Below are 21,672 nucleotides of genomic sequence, written 5' to 3'. Positions count from 1 at the left end.
GGGCACGCTTGCGCTTTGCCCACCCTACGATTGCGGCTTAGTTCTTCGTCTTGTCGACCAGGGCGCCCTTCTTGATCCAGGGCATCATGTCGCGCAGCTTGGCGCCGACTTCCTCGATCGGGTGCTGGGCGAGCTTGGCGCGGGTGGCCTTGAACGAGGTCTGGTTGACCTTGTTCTCCAGCATCCAGTCGCGGGCGAACTTGCCGCCCTGGATGTCGGCGAGAACGCGCTTCATCTCGGCCTTGGTCTCCGCGGTGACGATACGCGGGCCGGTGACATATTCGCCGTATTCGGCGGTGTTGGAGATCGAGTAGTTCATGTTGGCGATGCCGCCTTCATAGATCAGGTCGACGATCAGCTTCACTTCGTGCAGGCACTCGAAATAGGCCATCTCCGGCGCGTAGCCGGCTTCGACCAGCGTCTCGTAGCCGCCCTTGATCAGCTCGACCAGGCCGCCGCAGAGCACCACCTGCTCGCCGAACAGGTCGGTCTCGCATTCCTCTTTGAACGTGGTCTCGATGATGCCGGCACGGCCGCCGCCGATCGCCGAGGCATAGCTCAGGCCGAGATCGTGCGCGTTGCCGGAGACATCCTTGGCGATCGCGATCAGGCAGGGCACGCCGCCGCCGCGCTGATATTCGGAGCGCACGGTGTGGCCGGGGCCCTTCGGGGCGATCATCAGGACGTCGAGATCGGGACGCGGATCGAGCAGGTTGAAGTGCACGTTGAGGCCGTGCGCGAACACCAGCGCGGCGCCCTTCTTCATGTTGTCGTGCAGGTGCTCGCGATAGATATCGCCCTGCAATTCGTCGGGGGTGAGCATCATCACGAGGTCGGCCCACTTGGCGGCATCCGCCACGCTCAGCACCTTGAAGCCGGCGGCCTCCGCCTTCTTGGCCGAAGCCGAGCCCGGGCGCAGCGCGATCGACACTTCCTTGACGCCGGAATCCTTCAGGTTGAGCGCGTGGGCGTGGCCCTGGCTGCCATAGCCGACGATAGCGACCTTCTTGCCCTTGATCAGGTTCAGGTCGGCATCGCGATCGTAGTAAACTCGCATCGTAGTTTCCTCTTGAGGGGGCCGAACATCGGCCGATGGATTTGGGCTTTTCAGGTGGATCAGACCGCCGGACGCCCGCGAATTTTCCGGCGTTGTCTAGAGCATTTTCCGGCTCAGGGGAAACCCCGTTCTCGCATGGCGCGGTGCGGCATCATGCGTCCATGAAGACCGGGTAGAGCGAGGCGAGCAACAGGATCGCCATCACGATATTGAAAGCGCGCACCGCCAGACGCGAGGTCAGGATCGGCCGCAAGGCAGTGCCGAACAGCGCCCAGGCAATGCAGGACAAGGTGCCGAGGATCAGGCTCAGGCAGACCTGGATCGCGATATTCCAGGGGAACGCGGCAATCGCCGCATAGGCCGTGATGGTGCCGATCACCATCACCCAGCCTTTGGCATTGACCCATTGGAACATGGCCGCGCCCCAGAACGTCATCGGGCGACCGCTTCTATCGCCGGATTCCGGCGAGGACGGCTCGGCCATCGCGATCGCGGCGGCGAGATAGATCAAATAGGCGACGCCGATATATTTGAGGATGGTCTGCAGCACGGGATAGGCGATGAAGACGGTGCCGAGACCAAGGCCGACGGCGCCGACCATGAACGCAAATCCGACCGTGATGCCCGCCATATGCGGCACCGTGCGGCGGAAGCCGTAAGTCAGCCCCGAGGACAGCAGCATGATGTTGTTCGGCCCTGGCGTGAAGAACATCACCACGGCGAACATCACGAAAGCGATCAGAACCGACTGCGACATGGCACCACTCACGCGATCTTCGCCTGGGGTTGCGGACGTTTCGAAAGCAGCATGACGGCGATGCCGCCGATCACGGCGGCCGTGCCCGCAAGCCGCAGCGGCCCGAACCTTTCGCCGAACACGATGCTGGAGCCGGCGGAGCCGACGAACGGCACCAGGAGCGCGAACGGCACCACCTGCGCCGGCGGATAGTCGCGCAGCAGCCGGCCCCACAGCCAGTAGGCGATGCTGGTCGAGACGCCGCCGACGAACAGCATGCAGACGATCCCGGTTGCCGACATCTGCGACAGCGCCTGCCAGGTCGGCTTCGGGCCGAGAGTGATCAGCGACAACGCGAACAAGGGAACGGCGGCACAGAGGCACAGCCATGCGAACAGATCGAACATGCGCGCACCCTGCGCGGGCCGCAGCAAGAGATTGCCGACCGCGAAACAGATCGGGGAGATCATCAGGATCGCGAACGCGCCGGCACTGAAATCATGGCCGACGGTGCCAGAGATCATCAAGAGGCCGATCACGGCAATGCCGATGCCGACCATCTGCATCCGGCTCGGCCATTCGCTGAAAATGATGGCGGCGAACGCGATCGTGAACAGCGCCTGGCTCTGCACGATCACGCTGGTGAGCCCGACCGGCATGCCATGCGCAATGGCGATCGACTGCGCCAGGAACTGGCCGAGGAACAGGTTCAGGCTGATCGCGATCAGAAGCGGCCAGGACACTTTCGGCTTGCGCAGGAACAGGCACGGCAGCGCCGCGATCCCAAAGCGCAGCGCAGTCATCAATTCCGGCGGCAATTCGTCAAGCGCGATCCGGCTTGCGACGAAAGCAAGCCCCCAGATCACCGCGACCATGACGGCGATGCAGACGTCGGCCGGTTTCATTGGCTCGTCTTTTCCAGCTCTTTTGTTTCTAGCTCTTCTGTTCCGGCTTCGGCTTGCGCAGGAGATAGGTGCCGTGCAGCGGCGCGTGGTAGTCGGCGGAGACCAAGATGAAGCCGACCTCGGTCAGCATGCCTTCCATGACCCAACCGAAGGTCGAATATTCGTCGCGCATGTGCATCATCACGCCCTCGCGCTCGAAATCATGGTTCTTGATGGAAAAGTCGGCCCAGCCCTCGACGTCGCGCTCGACGCCGTCGGGCATGCTGACGAACACGATGTCGCGGAGATAGAACTCGGAGCCCGGCTTCAGCGCGTTGAAGATCCGAGACAGCGCCACCGCTTTCCAGAAATCCGGCAAATGATGCAGCGTGAATTCGCTGACGATCAGGTCATAGGAATTCGCCTGATAGGCGAAGCTCAGAAGCCCCGCCGGCTGGGTGCGGATGCGCGCCTTGCGGTCGCGTGCATAGATATTGGCGAGCGTCAGCATCGCCGGCGAGATGTCGATCGCATCGACGTCGGCGCCCATCAGCGCCGCTTCACAGGCGAGCACGCCGTTGCCGCAACCGATATCGGCGACGCGCCAGCCCGGCTCGACGCCGAGCATCTTGAGCGTCTGGCGGGCGCGGAGATCGCTGTCGTCATGGCGGCCATAGATCGAGGCGACCGCGGTATCGATGCCGACCCGGCGTCTTTGCGTGTAGTACCAGTCGCGCGCCAACATGGTTCACATCCCTTCCGGCCCGCGTCCGATCGCGGCAACGCCCGTGCGTGACACCTCGACCAGGCCGAGCGGGCGCATCAGGTCGATGAACTGATTGATCTTGGCGGTATTGCCTGTGATCTCGAACACAAAACTCTCGGTAGTGGCATCAATCACCCGCGCCCGGAACGCATCCGCCAGCCGCAGCGCCTCGACGCGGTGGTCGCCGGTGCCGCGCACCTTCACCATCGCCAGCTCCCGCTCGATCGAGCGTCCCGACAGCGTCATGTCGACGACGCGGTAGACCGGGATCATGCGGTCGAGCTGATGCTTGATCTGCTCGATCACCATCGGCGTGCCCGTGGTCACGATGGTGATGCGCGATAGGTGTTTCTGGCTCTCGGTCTCAGAGACGGTAAGACTTTCGATGTTGTAGCCGCGGCCGGAGAACAGCCCGATCACGCGCGCGAGCACGCCCGGTTCGTTCTGCACGAGCACCGAAAGCGTGTGCGACTCGTTCGGGTCGTGGCGCTCTTCGAGGAAGTAGGCGGATGCGGGCTGGTTCATGGTCGTCCCCTCAAGGAATGCTGTCACGCCATCGCCCGTTCGGCGATGGCGGCGTCCGTTCCGAGCCACTGGCGGAACAGGTCGAAATCGATATTGCCGCCGCTCAGGACCAGGCCGACGCGCTTGCCTCGAATCCCGTCCCGCTCCTGCAGCGCGGCCGCGAGCGCGGCGGCGCCGGCGCCTTCGGCGAGGTTGTGCGTATCGGTCCAGTAGCAGCGGATGGCGGCGCCGACCTCGTCGTCAGTAACCTGCACGATGCGGGAAGCGCCCTTGCGGATCATCGCGAGCGCGTCGGCATCGGGAATGCGGGTCGCCATGCCGTCGGCGCGGGTGCTGGCGGTCTCGGTGGTGACGACGGTGCCGGCCGCGAACGACAGCGCATAGGACGGCGCCTCCGTCGACTGCACGCCGACGATCTCGGTCTTCAGGCCGAGGAGATCGCGGACGCGGATGCAGCCGCAGATGCCGGAGCCCTGCCCGATCGGCACATAGAGCAGGTCGAGGTCAGGTGCGGCCTTGAACAGCTCCAACGCATAGGTCGCAACGCCCAGCACCAGGTCGGGATGGAACGCCGGCACCATGTGCAGGCCTGCGCTTTCGGCGCGCCGGACGGCTTCCTCGCGCGCGGCCTGGAAATCCTGGCCGTGCTCGACCAGCTCGGCGCCGAAGGCGCGCATGGCGCGGTTCTTCTCGACCGAATTGCCATGCGGCACGTAGATCGTCGCCGGCACCCCATGACGGCGCGCGGCGAAGGCGAGACTCTGGCCGTGATTGCCGCGCGTCGCCGAGATGATCCCCGGCGTATCAGGCTGCTCGCGCTTCAGACGATCGAGATAGACGAGCCCGCCGCGCACCTTGAAGGCGCCAGTCGGCGTGTGGTTCTCATGCTTGACCAGGACATCCGCACCCAGCCGCTCAGCTAGCAGCGGCCAGGCATGCACCGGCGTCGGCGGCACCGCGGTGCCGACAATCGCCTGCGCGCGCTCGAGCTGTCCAAGGTCGAACATCAGTCCATCTCACAAGTGACTCCCTCTCCCCGCCCTTCGCGGGGAGAGGGTTGGGGTGAGGGGCTGCCTCCGCGAGAACGGTGAGAGTTGGACTCGCGGAGAGTCCCCCTCACCCGGCGCTGCGCGCCGACCTCTCCCCGCGAGCGGGGCGAGGTGAAGAAGATGCCTCGCGGCGAAGACGTCATCATCACACCAGCGCCTTGCCGCCGGCGAAGGCGATCGCGGTTGCATCGTCGGTCGCCTCTTCGGGCAACAGCATCTCGTTGTGCGCCTTGCCGGAGGGGATCATCGGGAAGCAGTTCTCGAGCGCGGCGACGCGGCAGTCGAACAGCACCGGGCGCTTGATCGCGATCATCTCCTTGATCGCGCCATCGAGATCGGCCGGCTTGATCACCTGCAAGCCGACGCCGCCATAGGCCTCGGCGAGCTTGACGAAGTCAGGCAGCGCCTCGGTATAGGAATGCGACAGGCGGTTGCCGTGCAGGAGCTGCTGCCACTGCCGCACCATGCCCATGTACTGGTTGTTCAGGATGAAGATCTTGATCGGCAGTTCATACTGGACCGCCGTCGACATCTCCTGGATCGTCATCTGCACCGAGGCGTCGCCGGCGATGTCGATAACGAGGCTGTCGGGATGCGCAACCTGCACGCCGACCGCGGCCGGCAGGCCATAGCCCATGGTGCCGAGGCCGCCGGAGGTCATCCAGCGGTGCGGCTCCTCGAAGCCGTAGAACTGCGCCGCCCACATCTGGTGCTGGCCGACTTCGGTCGTGATGTAGGTGTCCTTGCCGCGCGTCAGCTCGAACAGACGCTGGATCGCGTATTGCGGCAGGATGATGTCGTTGTTCTTGCGGTAGGACAGCGAGTTGCGCGCGCGCCATTGCGCGATCTGCTGCCACCACGCCTTGATGTCCGGCCGCTTCGCTTCGGCCTTGAACACCTGCAGCAGGTCGCCGAGCACGTTGCCGCAATCGCCGATGATCGGCACGTCGACGCGGATGTTCTTGTTGATCGAGGACGGGTCGATGTCGATGTGGATCTTCTTCGAGCCCGGCGAGAACGCGTCGATGCGGCCGGTGATGCGGTCGTCGAAGCGCGCGCCGACGCACAGCATGACGTCGCAATCATGCATGGTCATGTTGGCTTCGTAGGTGCCGTGCATGCCGAGCATGCCGAGCCAGTTCTTGCCCGAGGCCGGATAGGCGCCGAGGCCCATCAAGGTCGAGGTGATCGGGAAGCCGGTGAACTCGACGAGATCGCGCAGCAGCTTGGAGGCCTCGGGGCCGGAATTGATGACGCCGCCGCCGCTGTAGATCACCGGACGCTTGGCGGACGCGAGCAGCGCCACCGCCTTGCGGATCTGGGCAGCATCGCCTTTGACGCGCGGCGCGTAGGAGATGTGAACGTCGGACTTGCGCGGCGGATGGTAGGTGCCGACCGCGAACTGCACGTCCTTCGGGACGTCGACCACGACCGGACCGGGACGGCCGGAGGTCGCGACGTAGAACGCCTCATGCAGGACCTTCGCGAGGTCGTTGACGTTGCGCACCAGCCAGTTGTGCTTGGTGCAGGGGCGCGTGATGCCGACCGTGTCGCATTCCTGGAACGCGTCGTTGCCGATCAGATGCGTCGGCACCTGGCCGGTGATGCAGACCAGGGGAATCGAATCCATCAGCGCGTCGGTCAGCGCCGTCACCATGTTGGTGGCGCCCGGGCCGGAGGTCACCAGCACGACGCCGGGCTTGCCGGTCGAGCGCGCGTAGCCCTCGGCGGCGTGGCCGGCGCCCTGCTCGTGCCGCACCAGGATGTGCTCGACCTCGCTCTGCTGAAAGATCTCGTCATAGATCGGCAGCACCGCGCCGCCGGGATAGCCGAAAAGGTGCTGCACGCCATGATCGATCAGCGCGCGGACGATCATCGCGGCTCCCGTCATCTGGTTCGGATCGTGGCTCTTGTCTTTCATGGCTGGCTCCGGATGCGCTGTTTCTTGCGCGGCGTTAAGTCTTTGATTTGGGAAATAAAAAAGGGCCCGAGAGGCCCCATGCACACCGCCTGTCTGTCAGATGGCCGCTAGCCATCCCCGGCGGTGTGCCTGGGTACGACGACGATGAGTTTGGTAATAATGTTACGCATAGGCGGCTCAGGCTTCCCAAAGGTTGCGCGACCATACCGACCAATGCCCGAATGTCAAGGCAGGGACGCGTTCAGCGCGACTTTTCGTACTCTAGTGGCGTTCCTGCCGTTCAGCGAGTGCTTTTGCGCGCATGGCAGAAGCGCCGTAGCTCGCGCTCCGCTCCGTCCAGGCTACGAGAGCCGTAGCCCGGATGGAGCGTAAGCGTAATCCGAGGCAGCGCGTCCCGGAGGTGGAGAAGTCCCGGATTGCGCTGCGCTCCATCCGGGCTACGGGACTACGGGAGACGTGCCTCCAGCCATCCTCTCGCCGCTTCGGGCGCCACCCATTCGAATTCCGGCAATTGGTGGCGGAACCAGGTGAACTGCCGTTTCGCGTAATGGCGGGTGTCGGCGCGGCCGATCTCGGACGCCTCCTCGCGGCTGATCTCGCCGTTGAGATGCCGGATCAGGGCCGGCACGCCGTGGGCCTTCATCGCCGGCAGCAAGGGATCGAGATGGCGCGCCGCGAGCTTTGCCACCTCTTCCAGCGCGCCGGCATTCAGCATCGCCTCGAACCGGGCATCGATCCGTGCATAGAGCTCGTCGCGTTGGGGCGCGAGGAACAGGGCAGCGAATTCGCCTGATGGCAAGAGCGGCGGCAGGCCGTCGCGATGCCATTCGGTCAGCGAGCGGCCGGTCGCCTCGACGACTTCGAGCGCGCGAGAGATCCGGGTGCGATCGCGCGGTTTCAGGCGCTCGGCATAGGCGGGGTCGCGCCGGGAAAGTTCCGCATGCAGCGCCTCGACCCCGTCGCGATCGAGCCGCGCGCGCACCCCCTCGCGCACCTCGGCAGCAATCGGCGGCACCGCCGAGAGGCCGCGGGTGAGCGCCTTGAAATACAGGCCCGAGCCGCCGATGAAGATCGGCAGGCGGTTCTCGGCGCGCACCTCGGAAAGCACCTTCGCAGCATCCGCGACCCAGGCGCCGGCGGAGAAATTCACGCCGGCGTCGACATGGCCGTAGAGGCGGTGCGCGACCTGCGCCTCCTCCTCGATCGTCGGCCGCGCCGTGATGACGCGGAGGTCGCGATAGACCTGCATTGAATCGGTGTTGATCACGACACCGCGAGCCCTTTGCGCAAGGTCGAGTGCCAGCGCCGACTTGCCGCTGGCGGTCGGCCCTGCGATAAGCACCGCTCTTGTCCCAGCTTGCGAAGCCGCCGCCATGTCGCTCGTCGCCACCCTCATCTGCAATCCCGCCAATCCGGCGCTCGACTCCACCATCGTCGACGGCGCGCTGGCCGTCCTGCCCTCGCCCGGCGCGGCGCAGTGGCTGTTCGACGAGGTCGCCGTCGACATCCCCTTTGACGGCAGCGAGGATATCAAGGCGATCGAAGCCCGCCTGCAACAGGCGCGCGGCGACCTGCCGATCGATATTGTGGTGCAGCCTCGCGCCTTCAGGCGCAAGAAGCTTTTTCTCGCCGACATGGACTCCACCATGATCGGTCAGGAATGCGTCGACGAGCTCGCCGATTTCGCCGGGCTGAAGGAGCATGTCTCAAAAATCACCGAGCGCGCGATGCGCGGCGAGATCGCCTTCGAGCCGGCGCTGCGCGAGCGCGTCGCACTATTGAAGGACCTACCCGTGAGCGTGGTCGACGAGGTCCTGGAAAAGCGCATCACGCCAACGCCGGGTGGCCGCGAACTGGTGATGACCATGCGCGCCAATGGCGCCTGGACCTGCCTGATCTCGGGCGGCTTCACGCTGTTCACCAACGCGATCGCCGCCAAGATCGGCTTCCAGGAGAACCGCGCCAATGAGCTGATCGCGCGCGACGGCAAGCTCGTGGGCGAGGTGAAGGAGCCAATCGTCGGCCGCGCCACCAAGCTCGCCACGCTGATCGAACTGCGCGAGGCCTTCGACCTCGATGCCATCGACACGCTGGTCGTCGGCGACGGCGCCAACGACCTCGGCATGATCGAGGCCGCCGGCCTCGGCGTCGCCTACCACGCCAAGCCCGCGGTCGCAGCGGCCGCGGCAGCGCGGATCGACCACGGCGACCTCACCGCGCTGCTCTACGCACAGGGCTATCGGCGGGATGAATTCGTCGAGGGATAGGCCCTCACCCGTCGTCACCCGCGAAGGCGGCTGACCCAGTATTCCAGCGCGGCCTGTTATTCACGCCGGCGATTACTGGATACTCCGCCTTCGCGGAGTATGACAGTCGAGCGCGGAACGGCCTGCGGCGCGTTACTGCACGCTCAGCGCCACGAAGCGCAGTTCTCCGTCGCCGTTGGAGACGAGCAGGAGGACCGACTTCTTGCCGTCCTTCTTCAACTGGTCGACGCGCTTCTTGATGTCGGCGGCGCTCGCGACCGCTTCCTGCGCGACCTCGACGATGACGTCGCCGGCGGACAGGCGCTTTTCGGCGGCATCGGAGGTACCATCGACGCCGGTGATGATCACGCCCTTCACGCTGTCCTTGATCTTGTACTTGGTGCGGAGATCCTTGTTCAGCACCGCAAGATCGAGCCCGAGCGCCTTCTGCGTCACCGGCTTCTCCGCCGGCTCGTCCTTGGTCTTGGCGTTGGCCTGCTGCACCTTGTCGGTGTCCTCGAGCCGGCCGAGCGTGACCCGCTTGGTCTCCTCATTGCCCTTGCGGATGACGACGACGTCGACTTCCTTGCCGACGGCGGTGTCCGCAACGACGCGCGAGAGATCCTTGGGATCCTTGACGTCCTTACCGTCGAACTTGACCACGACGTCGCCAGGCTCGATGCCCGCGGGTTTCGCCGGCCCCTTGTCGTCAATGCCCGCGACCAGCGCGCCACGCGCCGGCTTGATGTTGAGGCTGTCGGCGATCTCGTCGGTGACCTGCTGGATTCGGACGCCGAGCCAGCCGCGGCGCAGCTCGCCAAATTTCTGCAGTTGATCCACGACGGCAGCGACCGTCTTCGACGGCACGGCAAAGCCGAGGCCGATCGAGCCGCCGGTCGGCGAGATGATCAGTGTGTTGACGCCGACCACTTCGCCATCGAGGTTGAACAGCGGTCCACCCGAATTGCCGCGGTTGATGGCGGCGTCGGTCTGGATGTAGCTGTCGTAGGGACCCTGGCTGATGTCGCGGTTGCGCGCCGACACGATGCCGGCGGTCACCGAGCCGCCGAGGCTGAAGGGGTTGCCGATCGCGATTACCCATTCGCCGAGCCTGAGCTTGTCGGAATCGCCGAACTTCACCGCAGTCAGCGGCTTCGGCGGCTTGAACTTCAGGACGGCGAGATCGGTCTTCTTATCGACGCCGACCAGCTCCGCCTTAACCTTGGTGCCGTCGTTCATGATGATGTTGATCTCGTCGGCATCGGCAATCACGTGGTTGTTGGTCACCACGATGCCTGCGGTGTCGACGATGAAGCCGGAGCCGAGCGAGTTGGTCTTGCGCGGCTGAAACTCGCCGTTCTTGTCCCCGCCCTTGCCGCCACCGGGGCCACGGCGGTTCTTGAAGAAGTCGTCGAAGAACTCCTCGAAGGGCGAGCCCGGCGGCAGTTGCGGCATGGCGCCGCCGCCCTTGGCCTCCACCGTCTGCGACGTCGAGATGTTCACGACCGCATCGATCACCTTTTCGGCAACGTCAGCGATGCCGTCGGGTCCTCGCGCGAAGGCCGCTGGCACTGAGGCAAGCACGCCGGCGGCGCCGATGGCAATCGCGGCTCCCATCAGGCGCAGGCGACGGCTCAAGGCGGGTCTGGCACCGGTCATGTCAGCTTCTCTCCAGGAAATACGATATTCCGCCCACAGTGCGCCCGAACGGGGTGGCCGCGCAAGCATTTGAGACAACCATTCCGGCGAAAAACCGGCGCCCTACGGCTCACGATTGCGTTGGACCGATAAGTTCCGGCCAGCCAATTTTTTCCGTCATGGCCGGGCTTGTCCGTCTTCGCTGTCGCTTCGCCGGACCAACACTGGCGTGCCCGGCGAAGCCTTGGCATAGCCGGGTCCCGGCCATCCACGCCCTTTGCGACGGCGGCGAAGAACGTGGATGCCCGGGACATCTGCGCGAAGACGCGCTTCGCGCTTTTGCCCGGGCATGACGACGCGAGAGTTCGCAACGATGCTCAGCGCCGCACCAGCCAGATCAGGATCAAGCCACCCACCGCCGATCCGATCCCGACCACGCGCAACACATTGTCCGGGGTTGCCAGCGCGCTTTTCATCGCGCGCCGCATCCAGCTCGGGCTTGCCGCGAACATCAGGCCCTCGAGCACGAACAGAATTCCCACACCGATGAGGAAGTCGGCGAACGCTATGGACCTCATCGGATGGCGACCTCTCGTCCGGGCGTTTCTTCTTGGCTAAGGGGCGAAGCGGATGCTTCGCCCTCGTGATGCGGTTACTGCTGCTTCGGCGCGGCGGCCGTTGCCGACGGACCGACGGCCAGCGGACGGCCGGACGCGCTGCCGAAATATTTGAAGAAATCGGAGTCCGGGCGCAACAGGAAGCGGGTGTCGTTGGCGCGCAGGCCGTTCTCATAGGCCGACATCGAACGGTAGAACGCGAAGAAATCCGCATCCTTGCCATAGGCTTCGGCAAACAGCCGGTTGCGCTCGGCGTCGCCCTCGCCGCGCACCTGCTCCGCGGTCGAATTGGCCTCAGCGACGATGACGGTTGCCTCACGATCCGCCTTGGAGCGGATCTCCTGCGCCTTCTGACCGCCCTGGGCGCGGAATTCGGCCGCCTCGCGCTGACGCTCGGTCTGCATCCGCTGGTAGACCGCCTGGCTGTTCTGCTCCGGGAGGTCGGCGCGGCGGATGCGGACGTCGACGACCTGGATGCCGTAGCCGTCGGCCTCGTGGTCGAGTTGGTCGCGGATCCGCGCCATCAACCTCTCGCGCTCGTCGCGGACGACGTTGATGAAGGTGACCTCGCCGAGCACGCGGCGCAGCGCCGCGTTGAGCAGCGTCGTCAACTGCACGTTGGCCGCCTGGATCGTGCCGACGCTCTGATAGAAGCGCAGCGCGTTCTTGATGCGGTAGCGGGCGAAGGCGTCGACCACCAGCCGCTTCTGGTCGGAGGCGATTACTTCCTGCGACGGGTTTTCCAGGTCGAGGATGCGCTTGTCGATCGAGATCACGGAATCGATGAACGGCGCCTTGAAGTTGAGGCCGGGTTCGGTGACCACGCGGACGGGCTCGCCGAGCCGGACCACCAGGACCTGTTCGGTCTGCTGCACGGTGAAGACCGAGCTGTAGCCGATGATGACCAGCACCAGCAGGATGATCAGCGCGGCAATGCCGGTGACGGGCGACCTCATCGCGTGCCTCCGCCCTGCTGCTGACCGGTGGTGGCGGACGGACGCCGCGGCGTCAGCTCGCTCAGCGGCAAATACGGCACGATGTTCTGGCCGGACCCGTTGCCGCCGTCATAGACCAGTTTCTCGGAGCCACCGAGGATGCGTTCCATCGTCTCCAGGTAAATGCGTTGCCGCGTCACGTCGGGGGCCTTCTTGTATTCGTCATAGACTTTCAGGAAGCGCGCACTCTGGCCCTTGGCCTCCGCCACCGCCTGCTCCTTGTAGCCTTCGGCCGCCTGCACGATCTGGGCGGAGCGGCCGCGCGCCTCCGGTATCACGCGGTTGGCATAGGTCTGCGCCTCGTTCTGCAACCGCTCGAGGTCGGCGCGCGCCGCCTGGACGTCGCGGAACGAGTCGATCACCTGCTGCGGCGGATCGACCTTCTGCATCTGCACCTGGGTGATCAGGACGCCGGCGCCGTAGGTATCGAGCGTCTTCTGCATCAGTTCCTGCACGTTCTGCTCGGTGGTGGTGCGCGCGCCGGTGAGGATCGGCTGGATCTGTGACCGGCCGATCACCTCGCGCATGGCGCTCTCCGCCACCGCCTTCACGGTGCCTTCGGGGTTCTGGATGTTGAACAGGAAGTCGCCGACGCCGTCGGGCTTGATCCGCCACAGCACGGTGAAATCGACGTCGACGATGTTCTCGTCACCGGTCAGCATCAGGCTCTCTTCCGGCACGTCGCGCATGGTGCGGCCGCGCCGCGCCGGGTCGTCGATCAGGGTCATGCCGATCGAAATGGTGGAGACGCGCAGCGCCTTCGGCAGCAGCACTGTCTCGATCGGATAGGGCAAATGATAGTTCAAGCCCGGCTGCACCGTGCGCACGTGCTTGCCAAAGCGCAGGACGACGCCGAGTTCTTCCGACTGGACCCGGAAGAAGCCGGACAGGCCCCAGATCGCGAGCGCGCCGACCACGACAAGCGCGATCCCCATGCTGCTGAAATGGCCGCCGGGCAGGAGCTGCTGCAGCCGGTCCTGGCCGCGGCGCAGGAGGTCCTCAAGATCCGGCGGGCGCGGCCCGACCGATTGTGGACCGGAGCCCCATGGGCCCTTCGGACCCGAGCCCCACGGCCCCCCGCCTTGATTCTTCCACGGCATTAAAGCTTCTCCTCGGCAAGCCCGGGATGGATTGATGGACGCCCGGCCTCGTCAGTCCGCCCGGCTTTATAGGGGACCGAATGGCCCCTTACAACGCAAGCTTCCAAGCTGAACGAGCTATGCCTGCGGACATAATTGTCAATGCAAACATTGGCTAGCGGGGTTAACGCTGGACACGCCGACTATATGTCACATAGGAAAAATCGACGCTGTCAGTCGGCCCGGCCGGATTTCGCACCCGCGCCACTTCTTCCCATTTCGCCGTGTCAATTGTGGCGAAATGCGTATCGCCTTCCGGCCGCGCATGCACTTCGGTGATTTCGAGCCGGTCGGCGCTATCGATCCATTGCGCGTAGATCTCGGCGCCGCCGATGACGGCGATTTCGGTGGCGAAACGCCGCAGCGCATCGCCGAGCGCGATCGCGCGGGCGTTCTCGAACGACTGGGTGACGATCGCGCCGGGAGCGCGATAGTTCGCGTCGCGCGTCACCACGATGTTGGTCCGACCGGGGAGCGGCCTGCGCAGGGACTCGAAGGTCTTGCGCCCCATCACCACCGGCCTGTTCATGGTGATGGCCTTGAAGCGCTGCTGGTCGCTCTTCAAGCGCCACGGGATCGCATTGCCGCGCCCGATCACGCCGTTCTCGGCAACCGCTGCGATCAGCACGATCTCCATCAGCGCGCCCCATCCGCCAGCGCCTGCAGCGCCGGACCGGTGACGCGGCACAGTGTCCATTCGTCCATCATGACGGCGCCGAGCGATTTGTAGAATTCGATCGACGGCGTATTCCAGTCGAGCACCGCCCACTGTAATCGCGCCCAGCCGTTGGCGACACATTCCCTCGCAAGATGGACGAGCAGCGCCTTGCCGATGCCCTTGCCGCGCAGCGCCGGGCGGACGAACAGATCCTCCAGATAGATGCCGTGCTTGCCGGCGAAGCTGGAGAAATTGACGAACCAGAGCGCAAAGCCCGCCGGCTCCCCGTTCCACTCGGCGATATCGCACGTGAGCCGCGGATTGTTGCCGAACAGCGCCTCGGCAATGTCGGCTTCGGTGGCCTTCACCTCGTGGAGCAGCTTCTCGTATTCGGCAAGCTCGCGAACGAGCGCGTAGACGAGCCCGGCTTCATCGGCACGCGCACGGCGGATGGTCAGCGACATCCTGCGCTCACACCGCGACTTCGGCCTTGATGTGCGGGTGCGGGTCGTAGCCCTCGAGTTTGAAATCCTCGTAGCGGAAGGCGAAGATGTCCTTCACGTCGGGATTGATCTTCATCACCGGTAGCGGCCGGGTCGGACGCGTGAGCTGCAGCCGCGCCTGCTCGATATGGTTGGAATAGAGGTGCGTGTCGCCGAGCGAGTGCACGAAATCGCCGAGCTTCAGTCCCGTCACCTGCGCCACCATCATGGTGAGGAGCGCATAGGAGGCGATGTTGAAGGGCACGCCGAGGAAGACATCGCCGGAGCGCTGGTAGAGCTGGCAGGACAGTTTGCCGTTCGCGACATAGAACTGGAACAGGCAGTGGCAGGGCGGCAGCGCCATCTTGTCGACGTCGGCCGGATTCCAGGCGCTGACGATCAGGCGGCGCGAATCCGGATTGCGCTTGATCATCTCGATCACGTTCGCGATCTGGTCGATGCTGCGGCCGTCGGGCGCCGGCCAGGAGCGCCATTGCGATCCATAGACCGGGCCGAGATCGCCATTGGCGTCGGCCCATTCGTCCCAGATGGTGACGCCGTTGTCGCGCAGATATTTGATGTTGGTGTCGCCGGCCAGGAACCAGAGCAGTTCATGCACGATCGCCTTCAGCGGCAGCCGCTTGGTCGTCAGCATCGGGAAGCCGGCCGACAGGTTGAAGCGCATCTGGTGGCCGAAGATCGACAGCGTCCCGGTGCCGGTACGGTCATGCTTCTCCGCGCCATCGGCGAGGATGCGTTCGAGCAGGTCGTGATACTGGTTCATGGCGTGAGCTTCGGGCCTTTCGGGAACGGCGAATGTACCGGCCGCAAACGGCCGTCGACACGGCGATTCGGCCTTCCCTGGCGATTATACCCGGAAAAATGATAGCCCGTTCTTAAACGACAAGGGCGGAACCCGCGTTCCGCCCTTCCCCACGTCCGCAACCCGGGACCGCTCGCTGTCATTCCGGGGCGCGCGGAGCGCGAGCTATGATGTGCAATTGCACATCAGAGAATCCATTTCGCCGCTGGCGCATGCCGCCCGATGGATTCCGGGCTCGTCCTTCGGACGCCCCGGAATGACAGCGAGGTGTCCCCGGGTTGCGCTTCGCTCCACCCGCTACGGGGTCACTCTAGCCAGCCGGCTTGAGCACCGGGGTCCACTTCTTGATCTCGTTGTTGACCAGCGTCCCCAGCGCCTCCGGCGTGCGGTCGGCCGGCTGCGGGATGACGCTGCCGAGCTCGAGCAGGCGCTTGCGGACGGTTTCGTCGTCCAGCGCCTTGACGGCTGCCGCGTTCAATTTGGCGATGATCGGCGCCGGTGTCCCCTTGGGCGCGAAGATCGCGTTCCAGGCCTGGGCCTGGAAGGCCGGCAGACCAGCCTCCGCCGTGGTCGGAACATTCGGCAGCGACGGGTTCCGCTCGGGGGTCGCAATCGCATAGGCCTTGATGGTGCCGGCATTGATCTGCGGCACGGCGTTGACAATCTGGTCGCACATATAGTCGACCTGCCCGGCCACCAGCGCGTTCATCGCTGGGCCCGTGCCGTTGAAGGGCACGCCGACCGGTTCGATGCCGAGGACCGAGTTCAGGAGCTGGCAGGAGACGTGGGAGACCGAACCGACGCCGGCATGCGCCGCGTTGACCTTCTCGGCGTTGGCCTTCACGTAAGTCACGAATTCCTTCAGGTCCTTCGGCGGAAAGTCCTTGCGCGCCAGGATCAGGATCGGCGTGCCGGCCAGCAGCCCGACCGGCTCGAAGCTCTTCTCCGGATGGTAGGCCAGATTGGGATAGAGCGGCACCGAGGCCGCGTGCGTCCCCATGTGCCCCGTGATCAGCGTATAGCCGTCATTGGCGGCGCGCGCCGCGCGTGCGCTCGCGGTGGTGCCGCCAGCTCCGACCACGTTCTCGATGATGATGCTCTGGCCGAGCGTTTGCGCCATATGGCCGGTGACGATGCGCGCGATGACGTCGGTCGGGCCGCCAGCCGCGAACGGCACAATCATGGTGATGCTGCGCGTCGGATAGTCCTGCGCGCGTGCTGGCGCGACGACAGCCGACAGCAAGGCTGCCAGCGCGAGAGAAGCACTCGCAAGCGAGCGACCATACCAATTCATCGAGATCCCCTGATGTCCGTTAAACGAAAATGCCGGCCAAACGGCCGGCATTTCTTTTCATAACGAACTTCGGGGAGTCGATACGACTTCCGCCTGCGACACGCCGACGCAGGCTAACCTCAGCCCTCGGACTCCACGAACACCTCGTCGCGCTTGGCGCGCAAGGTCGGCAGCACCGCCAGCACCAGCAGTCCCGCGGCGATCGCGAGCAGCACCGCCGACAGCGGGCGGCTCACGAACACGCTCCAGTCGCCGCGCGAGATCAGGAGCGCCCGGCGCAGGTTCTCCTCCATCAGCGGCCCGAGCACCATCCCGAGCAGCAGCGGCGCCGGCTCGAAATCGTGCTTGATCAGCCAGTAGCCGACCAGGCCGAACACGCCGGCAAGGACGACGTCGACCGGAGCGTTGTTCACGGAGTAGATGCCGATCGCGCAGAAGATCACGATCGAGGGGAACATCAGCCGGTACGGCACGCGCAACAGCCGGACCCAGATGCCGACCAGCGGCAGGTTGATGATGACCAGCATCAGATTGCCGATCCACATCGAGGCGATCATGCCCCAGACCAGATCCGGCTGCTTCTGCATCACCTGCGGCCCCGGCACGATGCCGTGGATCGTCATCGCGCCGACCATCAGCGCCATCACCGCATTGGGCGGGATGCCGAGCGTGAGCAGCGGGATGAACGAGGTCTGCGCCGCGGCATTGTTGGCGCTCTCCGGCGCAGCTACGCCCTCGATCGCGCCGCGGCCGAACCGCGACGGATTCTTGGCGAGCTTCTTCTCCAGCGTATAGGCGGCGAAGGAGGCAATGACGGCGCCGCCGCCCGGCAGGATGCCGAGGATCGATCCCAGCACCGTGCCGCGTCCGATCGCGGGCGCGGAGTCGATGAGGTCCTTTCTCGTCGGCATCAGGCCGGTGATCTTCTGCTGCACCAGATCGCGGCTCATCTCGGCGCCGTGGTCGAGGTTGCGGATGATCTCCGCGAAGCCGAACACGCCCATCGCCACGGTGGCGAAGCCGAGGCCGTCGGCGAGCTCGGGGATGTTGAAGGCCATGCGGGAAGCGCCGGTCTCGATGTCGGAACCGACCATCGACAGCAGCAGCCCCATAACGATCATCGCGATCGCCTTCAGCACCGAGCCCTTTGCCAGCACCACCGCAAAGATCAGGCCGAGCACCATCAGCGAGAAATATTCGGCCGGCCCGAACGCCAGTGCGAGTTTTGTCAACGGCGCGCCCAGGATGGCAATCAGGACGGTGGCGACGCAGCCGGCGAAGAACGAGCCGATCGCGGCGATCGCCAGCGCCGGGCCGGCGCGGCCCTGTTTTGCCATCTGGTGGCCGTCAAGGGCGGTGACGACCGAGGTCGCCTCGCCCGGGATATTGACCAGGATCGAGGTGGTCGAGCCGCCATATTGGGCGCCGTAATAGATGCCCGCGAGCATGATCAGCGCGCCGACCGGCGGCAACCCGAACGTGATCGGGAGCAGCATCGCCACCGTGGCGATGGTGCCGATGCCCGGCAACACGCCGACCAGCGTGCCGACAAGCGCGCCGATCAGGCACATCAACAGATTGATCGGCGAGAAGGCGACGGCAAAACCGTGGGCGAGATTAGCAAAAAGATCGACCATCACGCCCTCACTGGATCAGGAAACGCGGGAACATCGGCATCGGCAGCCCCAGCACATAGGGGAAGAGGAGCGCGCAACCGAGCGTCAGGCAGGCGCCGACGATGACAGCCTCGATCCATCGTGTTTCATGCGTGCCCAGTGCCGCGATCATGAAGCTTGCGAAGGCCGACACCACCAAACCGAGTGGGCGGATCGCCAATGCAAAGAAAACGATCGCGGCGCAAACGAACAGCGGTCCGCGCCAGGAATAGTGCGCCAGTCCCGGTCCCTCGGTGAACAGCCCCGTCACGGCAATGCCGGCGCCGAGCCCAACCAACAGCACGCCGAACATCCGCGGTGCGGTGCCGGCGCCGAAGGAGAAGCCGCGCATGCCCTGCAGATCGCTCGAGGCCCATAGCGCCAGTAGCGCGAGCGCCATCAGCACGATGCCGCCGATATAATCCTGCGGCGCGCGGATCTTGACGAACAGCGTGACGATCGCAACCGCAAACAGCGGATAGGAATAGATCAGCGCCAGCAGCACATCCGAGGAAAAGCCCTTCTTGGCGTCGGCGGCGACCGATCCGAACACCGCGTTGGGGGCGGCGGACAATAGCGCGCCGCCATGGGCGAGCAGCACCTGCGCCGGACCGCGGCCTGCGCCCAGTCCGAAGATCGTGCCCAACGACCACACCAGCTCGAAGAGCTGCGGCGCCAGTGCCAGCACCAAAATGCCGATGGCGGCGTTCGTGTTACGTGTGCTTGATGCGGTTTGGCCCATCGTTTCGGCCATGCATGTCTCCTCCGTGCCCGCACCGCGGGCCCTATTATTCTATCGGCTGGATTTGCAACCCGCCCCGGCCTTGCCTAGCGATTTTCGTCAGATAACGCCAGCGAAACCGAGGACGCCCCCGGCCAGCAACAGCCAAAAAGGGTTAAGCCGCGTCGCAAAGGCAACAACGGCCGTTATCACCGTCGTAAGAGCGGCAATCCAACTTTGGTCGGAGGTCCGGGCCAAAATGAACCCGCTCGCGGCCATCAGCCCGATCGAAAGCGGAACCAGTGCCGCCTGGATGATCGCCGGCCAGCGCGATTGGCGCGAGCGCGTGAGCAACCCGCTCACATAATAGGCAAGCAGCGCGGTCGGCCCGCACATCGCGAGTGTCGCCGCCAGTGCCCCCGCGATGCCGGCGACGGAGTAGCCGATCAGGGTCACGATCAGCACGTTCGGCCCCGGCGACAATTGCGAGATCGCGAAGACGTCGGCGAACTCCTTGTCGGTCATCCAGTGGTGGACTTCGACCGCGATCCGGTGCATTTCGGGAATGGCCGCATTGGCACCGCCGACGGCAAACAGCGACATCAGGCCGAACGTCCAGATCAGCGTCGCAATCGGGTTCATATCCTCATTCATGCCCGCCCCCGTTGGCGAATCAGCAACGTGACGGCTAGGCTCGCGGGGATGGCGACCAGCAGCACCTCCGCCAACGGCAGCCGCAACACGCCGATCGCTATGAAGACCGCCATGAGGACTACGAGCCCGGCGATATCGCGCCGCTTCACCAGCGGCATCGTCATCTTGAGCATCACGGACAGCAGAAGGCCGACGGCGACGCAGGCTACGCCGGCGAGCGTCCGCCGCAGCGCTTCGAGCTCGCCGTAATGCTTGTAGAGCGCCGCCAGCACGATCGCGATCAGCATCGGCGGGCCGACCAGCCCGGCGAAGGCCGCGATCCCGCCGGCGAGCCCCCGGAAGCGGGAGCCGAATACGAACGACAGATTGACGATATTCGGCCCTGGCAGGAAATGGCACAGGGCGAAGGTCTCGTTGAACTCGTCCGCGGTCATCCAGCGGTGCTGCTCGACGATGCCCCGGCGCGCCCAGACCAGGACCCCGCCGAAGCCGGCCAGGGACATTTTTGCAAAGGCCACGAACAGTTCCCCCAGACTGGGCTGGATGGGCGGGGTCGAGGCGGGAAGGTCCGCCACGGGAGCGGCGGCCGGCGGAGAATCGGAGGACATGGCAAGACCCTAAAATGCCGCATCCCGCCGGCCAAGGCGATAAACCGAAGCCGTTCCATGCATGAAACGCCGGGATGGGGCCGCCAAGGGCCTGTTTTTCCGTTGCTTTACCCCCTATATTGGGAGTGCCGGCTTGCCGGCTATGGAAATAAATGACCGTCGAAATAAACCATTCGGACCCGGGGGCGGTACCCGGCGCCTCCACCAGAGCCCATGCGGAACCGAGAGCCGTGGGTTCCGGCGGGGGCGAAATAGGATCGACGAGGGCGTAAAGGGCGTGTTTTTTCTCGGTATGGTTCCGCCGATATCGGGCCAATGCAATAGTTGCCAACGACAACTATGCTCCGGTTGCTCAGGCTGCGTAACGCAGTTTGAAAGACCACTTTAAAGCCCTAGCGGGTTAAGCTCCGCTAGGCGGGGTTCGGAGGCACCTGGCAACAGAAGCCTCCACTTCACATTTGCATGGTAAAGTGCGTGCATCCCAAGCGGGTGCTTGCGCCGCAAATTCGATCCGGAAGGCCTGCTGACCTTGGCTTGTGGCCGGGATACCATATAGCTAAAGGCGAGTCGGGCGACCGGCATGCGGCCGGCCATTTTTGAACGCGACAGGACCATCATGGCGACCGATCACATCCGATATGACGTGCTGGCGCGCGACGCGCTGCGCGGGGTGGTGCGCCACGTGCTGGCGGACGCCGCGGAGCACGGACTTCCCGGCGAGCATCATTTCTACATCACCTTCATCTCCAACGCCGACGGCGTGAAGATCTCGCCGCGGCTGCTCGCGCAGTATCCGCAGGAGATGACAATCATCCTGCAGCACCAGTTCTGGGACCTGGTGGTGACGGACGATCGTTTCGAAGTCGGACTTTCGTTCGGCGGCATTCCGGAGCGGCTCGTCGTGCCCTTCGCCGCCATCAAGAGCTTCCTCGATCCCTCCGTGAAGTTCGGCCTGCATTTCGAACCGTCCGAGGAGGAGGTCGCGCCCGAGAAGCCCGAGCCCAAGCTGCCTGCGGCTTCGCCTGCACCATCGCCGCCTGCTCCGGCAGCCGAGACTGCTTCGGAAGAGAAGGAAGACTCGGAAAAGCCGAGCGAAGGCGCCGAGGTGGTTCGGCTCGACCGCTTCCGCAAGAAATAATCTAAACACGCATCAATCGTCGACGCTGTAGAATGAACGTTACGCCGCTTCACGGCGCAACGGACA

At 64.9% G+C, this 21,672-nt stretch carries 22 protein-coding genes and 1 other RNA gene; 3 read left to right on the top strand and 20 right to left on the bottom strand.

Going from position 1 to position 21,672, the window contains the following annotated elements; all coding sequences use genetic code 11:
* Window positions 1–37 precede the first annotated feature (37 nt).
* From ilvC to miaA, 8 genes are all read right to left on the bottom strand, one after another.
* Window positions 38–1,057, bottom strand: coding sequence for a ketol-acid reductoisomerase (gene ilvC, locus OZ411_RS13745; RefSeq protein WP_027578129.1), 1,020 nt, complete (start codon window positions 1,055–1,057; stop codon window positions 38–40).
* Window positions 1,058–1,208: 151 nt separating this feature from the next.
* On the bottom strand, window positions 1,209–1,814 hold the full coding sequence (locus OZ411_RS13740) for a LysE family translocator (protein ID WP_282528367.1): 606 nt from the start codon (window positions 1,812–1,814) through the stop codon (window positions 1,209–1,211).
* An 8-nt stretch (window positions 1,815–1,822) separates the two neighbouring features.
* Entirely contained in the window at window positions 1,823–2,698 is an 876-nt protein-coding gene (locus OZ411_RS13735) for an EamA family transporter (protein WP_282528366.1), read from the bottom strand.
* 28 nt (window positions 2,699–2,726) lie between these two features.
* Window positions 2,727–3,422 carry a class I SAM-dependent methyltransferase gene (locus OZ411_RS13730; RefSeq protein ID WP_282528365.1) on the bottom strand — a complete coding sequence of 232 codons (696 nt, stop codon included), beginning with the start codon at window positions 3,420–3,422 and terminating at the stop codon, window positions 2,727–2,729.
* 3 nt (window positions 3,423–3,425) lie between these two features.
* Window positions 3,426–3,968: an acetolactate synthase small subunit gene (ilvN, locus tag OZ411_RS13725; RefSeq protein ID WP_028161804.1), complete on the bottom strand. Its 543-nt coding sequence runs from the start codon at window positions 3,966–3,968 to the stop codon at window positions 3,426–3,428.
* A gap of 23 nt (window positions 3,969–3,991) precedes the next feature.
* Window positions 3,992–4,975 carry a threonine dehydratase gene (locus OZ411_RS13720; RefSeq protein ID WP_282528364.1) on the bottom strand — a complete coding sequence of 328 codons (984 nt, stop codon included), beginning with the start codon at window positions 4,973–4,975 and terminating at the stop codon, window positions 3,992–3,994.
* Between the two features lie 187 nt (window positions 4,976–5,162).
* Window positions 5,163–6,938 carry an acetolactate synthase 3 large subunit gene (locus OZ411_RS13715; protein ID WP_282528363.1) on the bottom strand — a complete coding sequence of 592 codons (1,776 nt, stop codon included), beginning with the start codon at window positions 6,936–6,938 and terminating at the stop codon, window positions 5,163–5,165.
* 445 nt (window positions 6,939–7,383) lie between these two features.
* Window positions 7,384–8,313, bottom strand: coding sequence for a tRNA (adenosine(37)-N6)-dimethylallyltransferase MiaA (gene miaA, locus OZ411_RS13710; protein ID WP_282528386.1), 930 nt, complete (start codon window positions 8,311–8,313; stop codon window positions 7,384–7,386).
* Here miaA and serB point away from each other — a divergent pair.
* On the top strand, window positions 8,312–9,205 hold the full coding sequence (serB, locus tag OZ411_RS13705; RefSeq protein ID WP_130581588.1) for a phosphoserine phosphatase SerB: 894 nt from the start codon (window positions 8,312–8,314) through the stop codon (window positions 9,203–9,205). The genes miaA and serB overlap by 2 nt on opposite strands.
* Before the next feature lie 132 nt (window positions 9,206–9,337).
* Here the strand turns inward: serB and OZ411_RS13700 are convergent, their stop codons facing one another.
* From OZ411_RS13700 to OZ411_RS13645, 12 genes are all read right to left on the bottom strand, one after another.
* Window positions 9,338–10,843 (bottom strand): Do family serine endopeptidase, encoded by a 1,506-nt coding sequence (locus OZ411_RS13700; RefSeq protein WP_130581589.1) that lies wholly within the window; start codon window positions 10,841–10,843, stop codon window positions 9,338–9,340.
* A 356-nt stretch (window positions 10,844–11,199) separates the two neighbouring features.
* The gene (locus OZ411_RS13695) at window positions 11,200–11,400 is read right to left on the bottom strand and encodes a DUF2065 domain-containing protein (protein WP_282528362.1); all 201 of its coding nucleotides are present in this window, start codon (window positions 11,398–11,400) and stop codon (window positions 11,200–11,202) included.
* Between the two features lie 74 nt (window positions 11,401–11,474).
* Entirely contained in the window at window positions 11,475–12,395 is a 921-nt protein-coding gene (gene hflC, locus OZ411_RS13690) for a protease modulator HflC (RefSeq protein WP_130581591.1), read from the bottom strand.
* The gene (gene hflK / locus OZ411_RS13685) at window positions 12,392–13,534 is read right to left on the bottom strand and encodes an FtsH protease activity modulator HflK (protein ID WP_130581592.1); all 1,143 of its coding nucleotides are present in this window, start codon (window positions 13,532–13,534) and stop codon (window positions 12,392–12,394) included. The genes hflC and hflK overlap by 4 nt, the downstream gene beginning before the upstream one ends.
* 163 nt (window positions 13,535–13,697) lie before the next feature.
* Window positions 13,698–14,210: a dihydrofolate reductase gene (locus OZ411_RS13680; RefSeq protein ID WP_282528385.1), complete on the bottom strand. Its 513-nt coding sequence runs from the start codon at window positions 14,208–14,210 to the stop codon at window positions 13,698–13,700.
* A complete protein-coding gene (locus tag OZ411_RS13675) occupies window positions 14,210–14,695 on the bottom strand; it encodes a GNAT family N-acetyltransferase (RefSeq protein ID WP_282528361.1) in 486 nt (161 codons plus the stop codon). The genes OZ411_RS13680 and OZ411_RS13675 overlap by 1 nt, the downstream gene beginning before the upstream one ends.
* 7 nt (window positions 14,696–14,702) lie before the next feature.
* Complete coding sequence (locus tag OZ411_RS13670) at window positions 14,703–15,497, bottom strand: thymidylate synthase (RefSeq protein WP_282528360.1); 795 nt, start codon at window positions 15,495–15,497, stop codon at window positions 14,703–14,705.
* Window positions 15,498–15,846: 349 nt separating this feature from the next.
* On the bottom strand, window positions 15,847–16,830 hold the full coding sequence (locus OZ411_RS13665; protein WP_282528359.1) for a tripartite tricarboxylate transporter substrate binding protein BugD: 984 nt from the start codon (window positions 16,828–16,830) through the stop codon (window positions 15,847–15,849).
* A 119-nt stretch (window positions 16,831–16,949) separates the two neighbouring features.
* Window positions 16,950–18,467 (bottom strand): tripartite tricarboxylate transporter permease, encoded by a 1,518-nt coding sequence (locus OZ411_RS13660; RefSeq protein WP_282528358.1) that lies wholly within the window; start codon window positions 18,465–18,467, stop codon window positions 16,950–16,952.
* 7 nt (window positions 18,468–18,474) lie between these two features.
* Window positions 18,475–19,239: a tripartite tricarboxylate transporter TctB family protein gene (locus tag OZ411_RS13655; protein ID WP_282528357.1), complete on the bottom strand. Its 765-nt coding sequence runs from the start codon at window positions 19,237–19,239 to the stop codon at window positions 18,475–18,477.
* Window positions 19,240–19,326: 87 nt separating this feature from the next.
* On the bottom strand, window positions 19,327–19,860 hold the full coding sequence (locus tag OZ411_RS13650) for a chromate transporter (RefSeq protein ID WP_282528356.1): 534 nt from the start codon (window positions 19,858–19,860) through the stop codon (window positions 19,327–19,329).
* On the bottom strand, window positions 19,857–20,468 hold the full coding sequence (locus OZ411_RS13645) for a chromate transporter (protein WP_130583011.1): 612 nt from the start codon (window positions 20,466–20,468) through the stop codon (window positions 19,857–19,859). Before OZ411_RS13645 ends, OZ411_RS13650 begins: the two co-directional genes overlap by 4 nt.
* 88 nt (window positions 20,469–20,556) lie before the next feature.
* Here OZ411_RS13645 and ssrA point away from each other — a divergent pair.
* Window positions 20,557–20,920: a transfer-messenger RNA gene (gene ssrA, locus OZ411_RS13640) on the top strand.
* Between the two features lie 164 nt (window positions 20,921–21,084).
* Window positions 21,085–21,606 carry a ClpXP protease specificity-enhancing factor SspB gene (locus OZ411_RS13635; RefSeq protein WP_282528384.1) on the top strand — a complete coding sequence of 174 codons (522 nt, stop codon included), beginning with the start codon at window positions 21,085–21,087 and terminating at the stop codon, window positions 21,604–21,606.
* Window positions 21,607–21,672 lie beyond the last annotated feature (66 nt).

It is taken from the genome of Bradyrhizobium sp. Arg237L (assembly GCF_029990105.1).
Taxonomy (GTDB): Bacteria; Pseudomonadota; Alphaproteobacteria; order Rhizobiales; family Xanthobacteraceae; genus Bradyrhizobium.
Note: the sequence above shows the minus strand (reverse complement) of the source record. Positions and strands in the feature narration are given on the sequence as shown.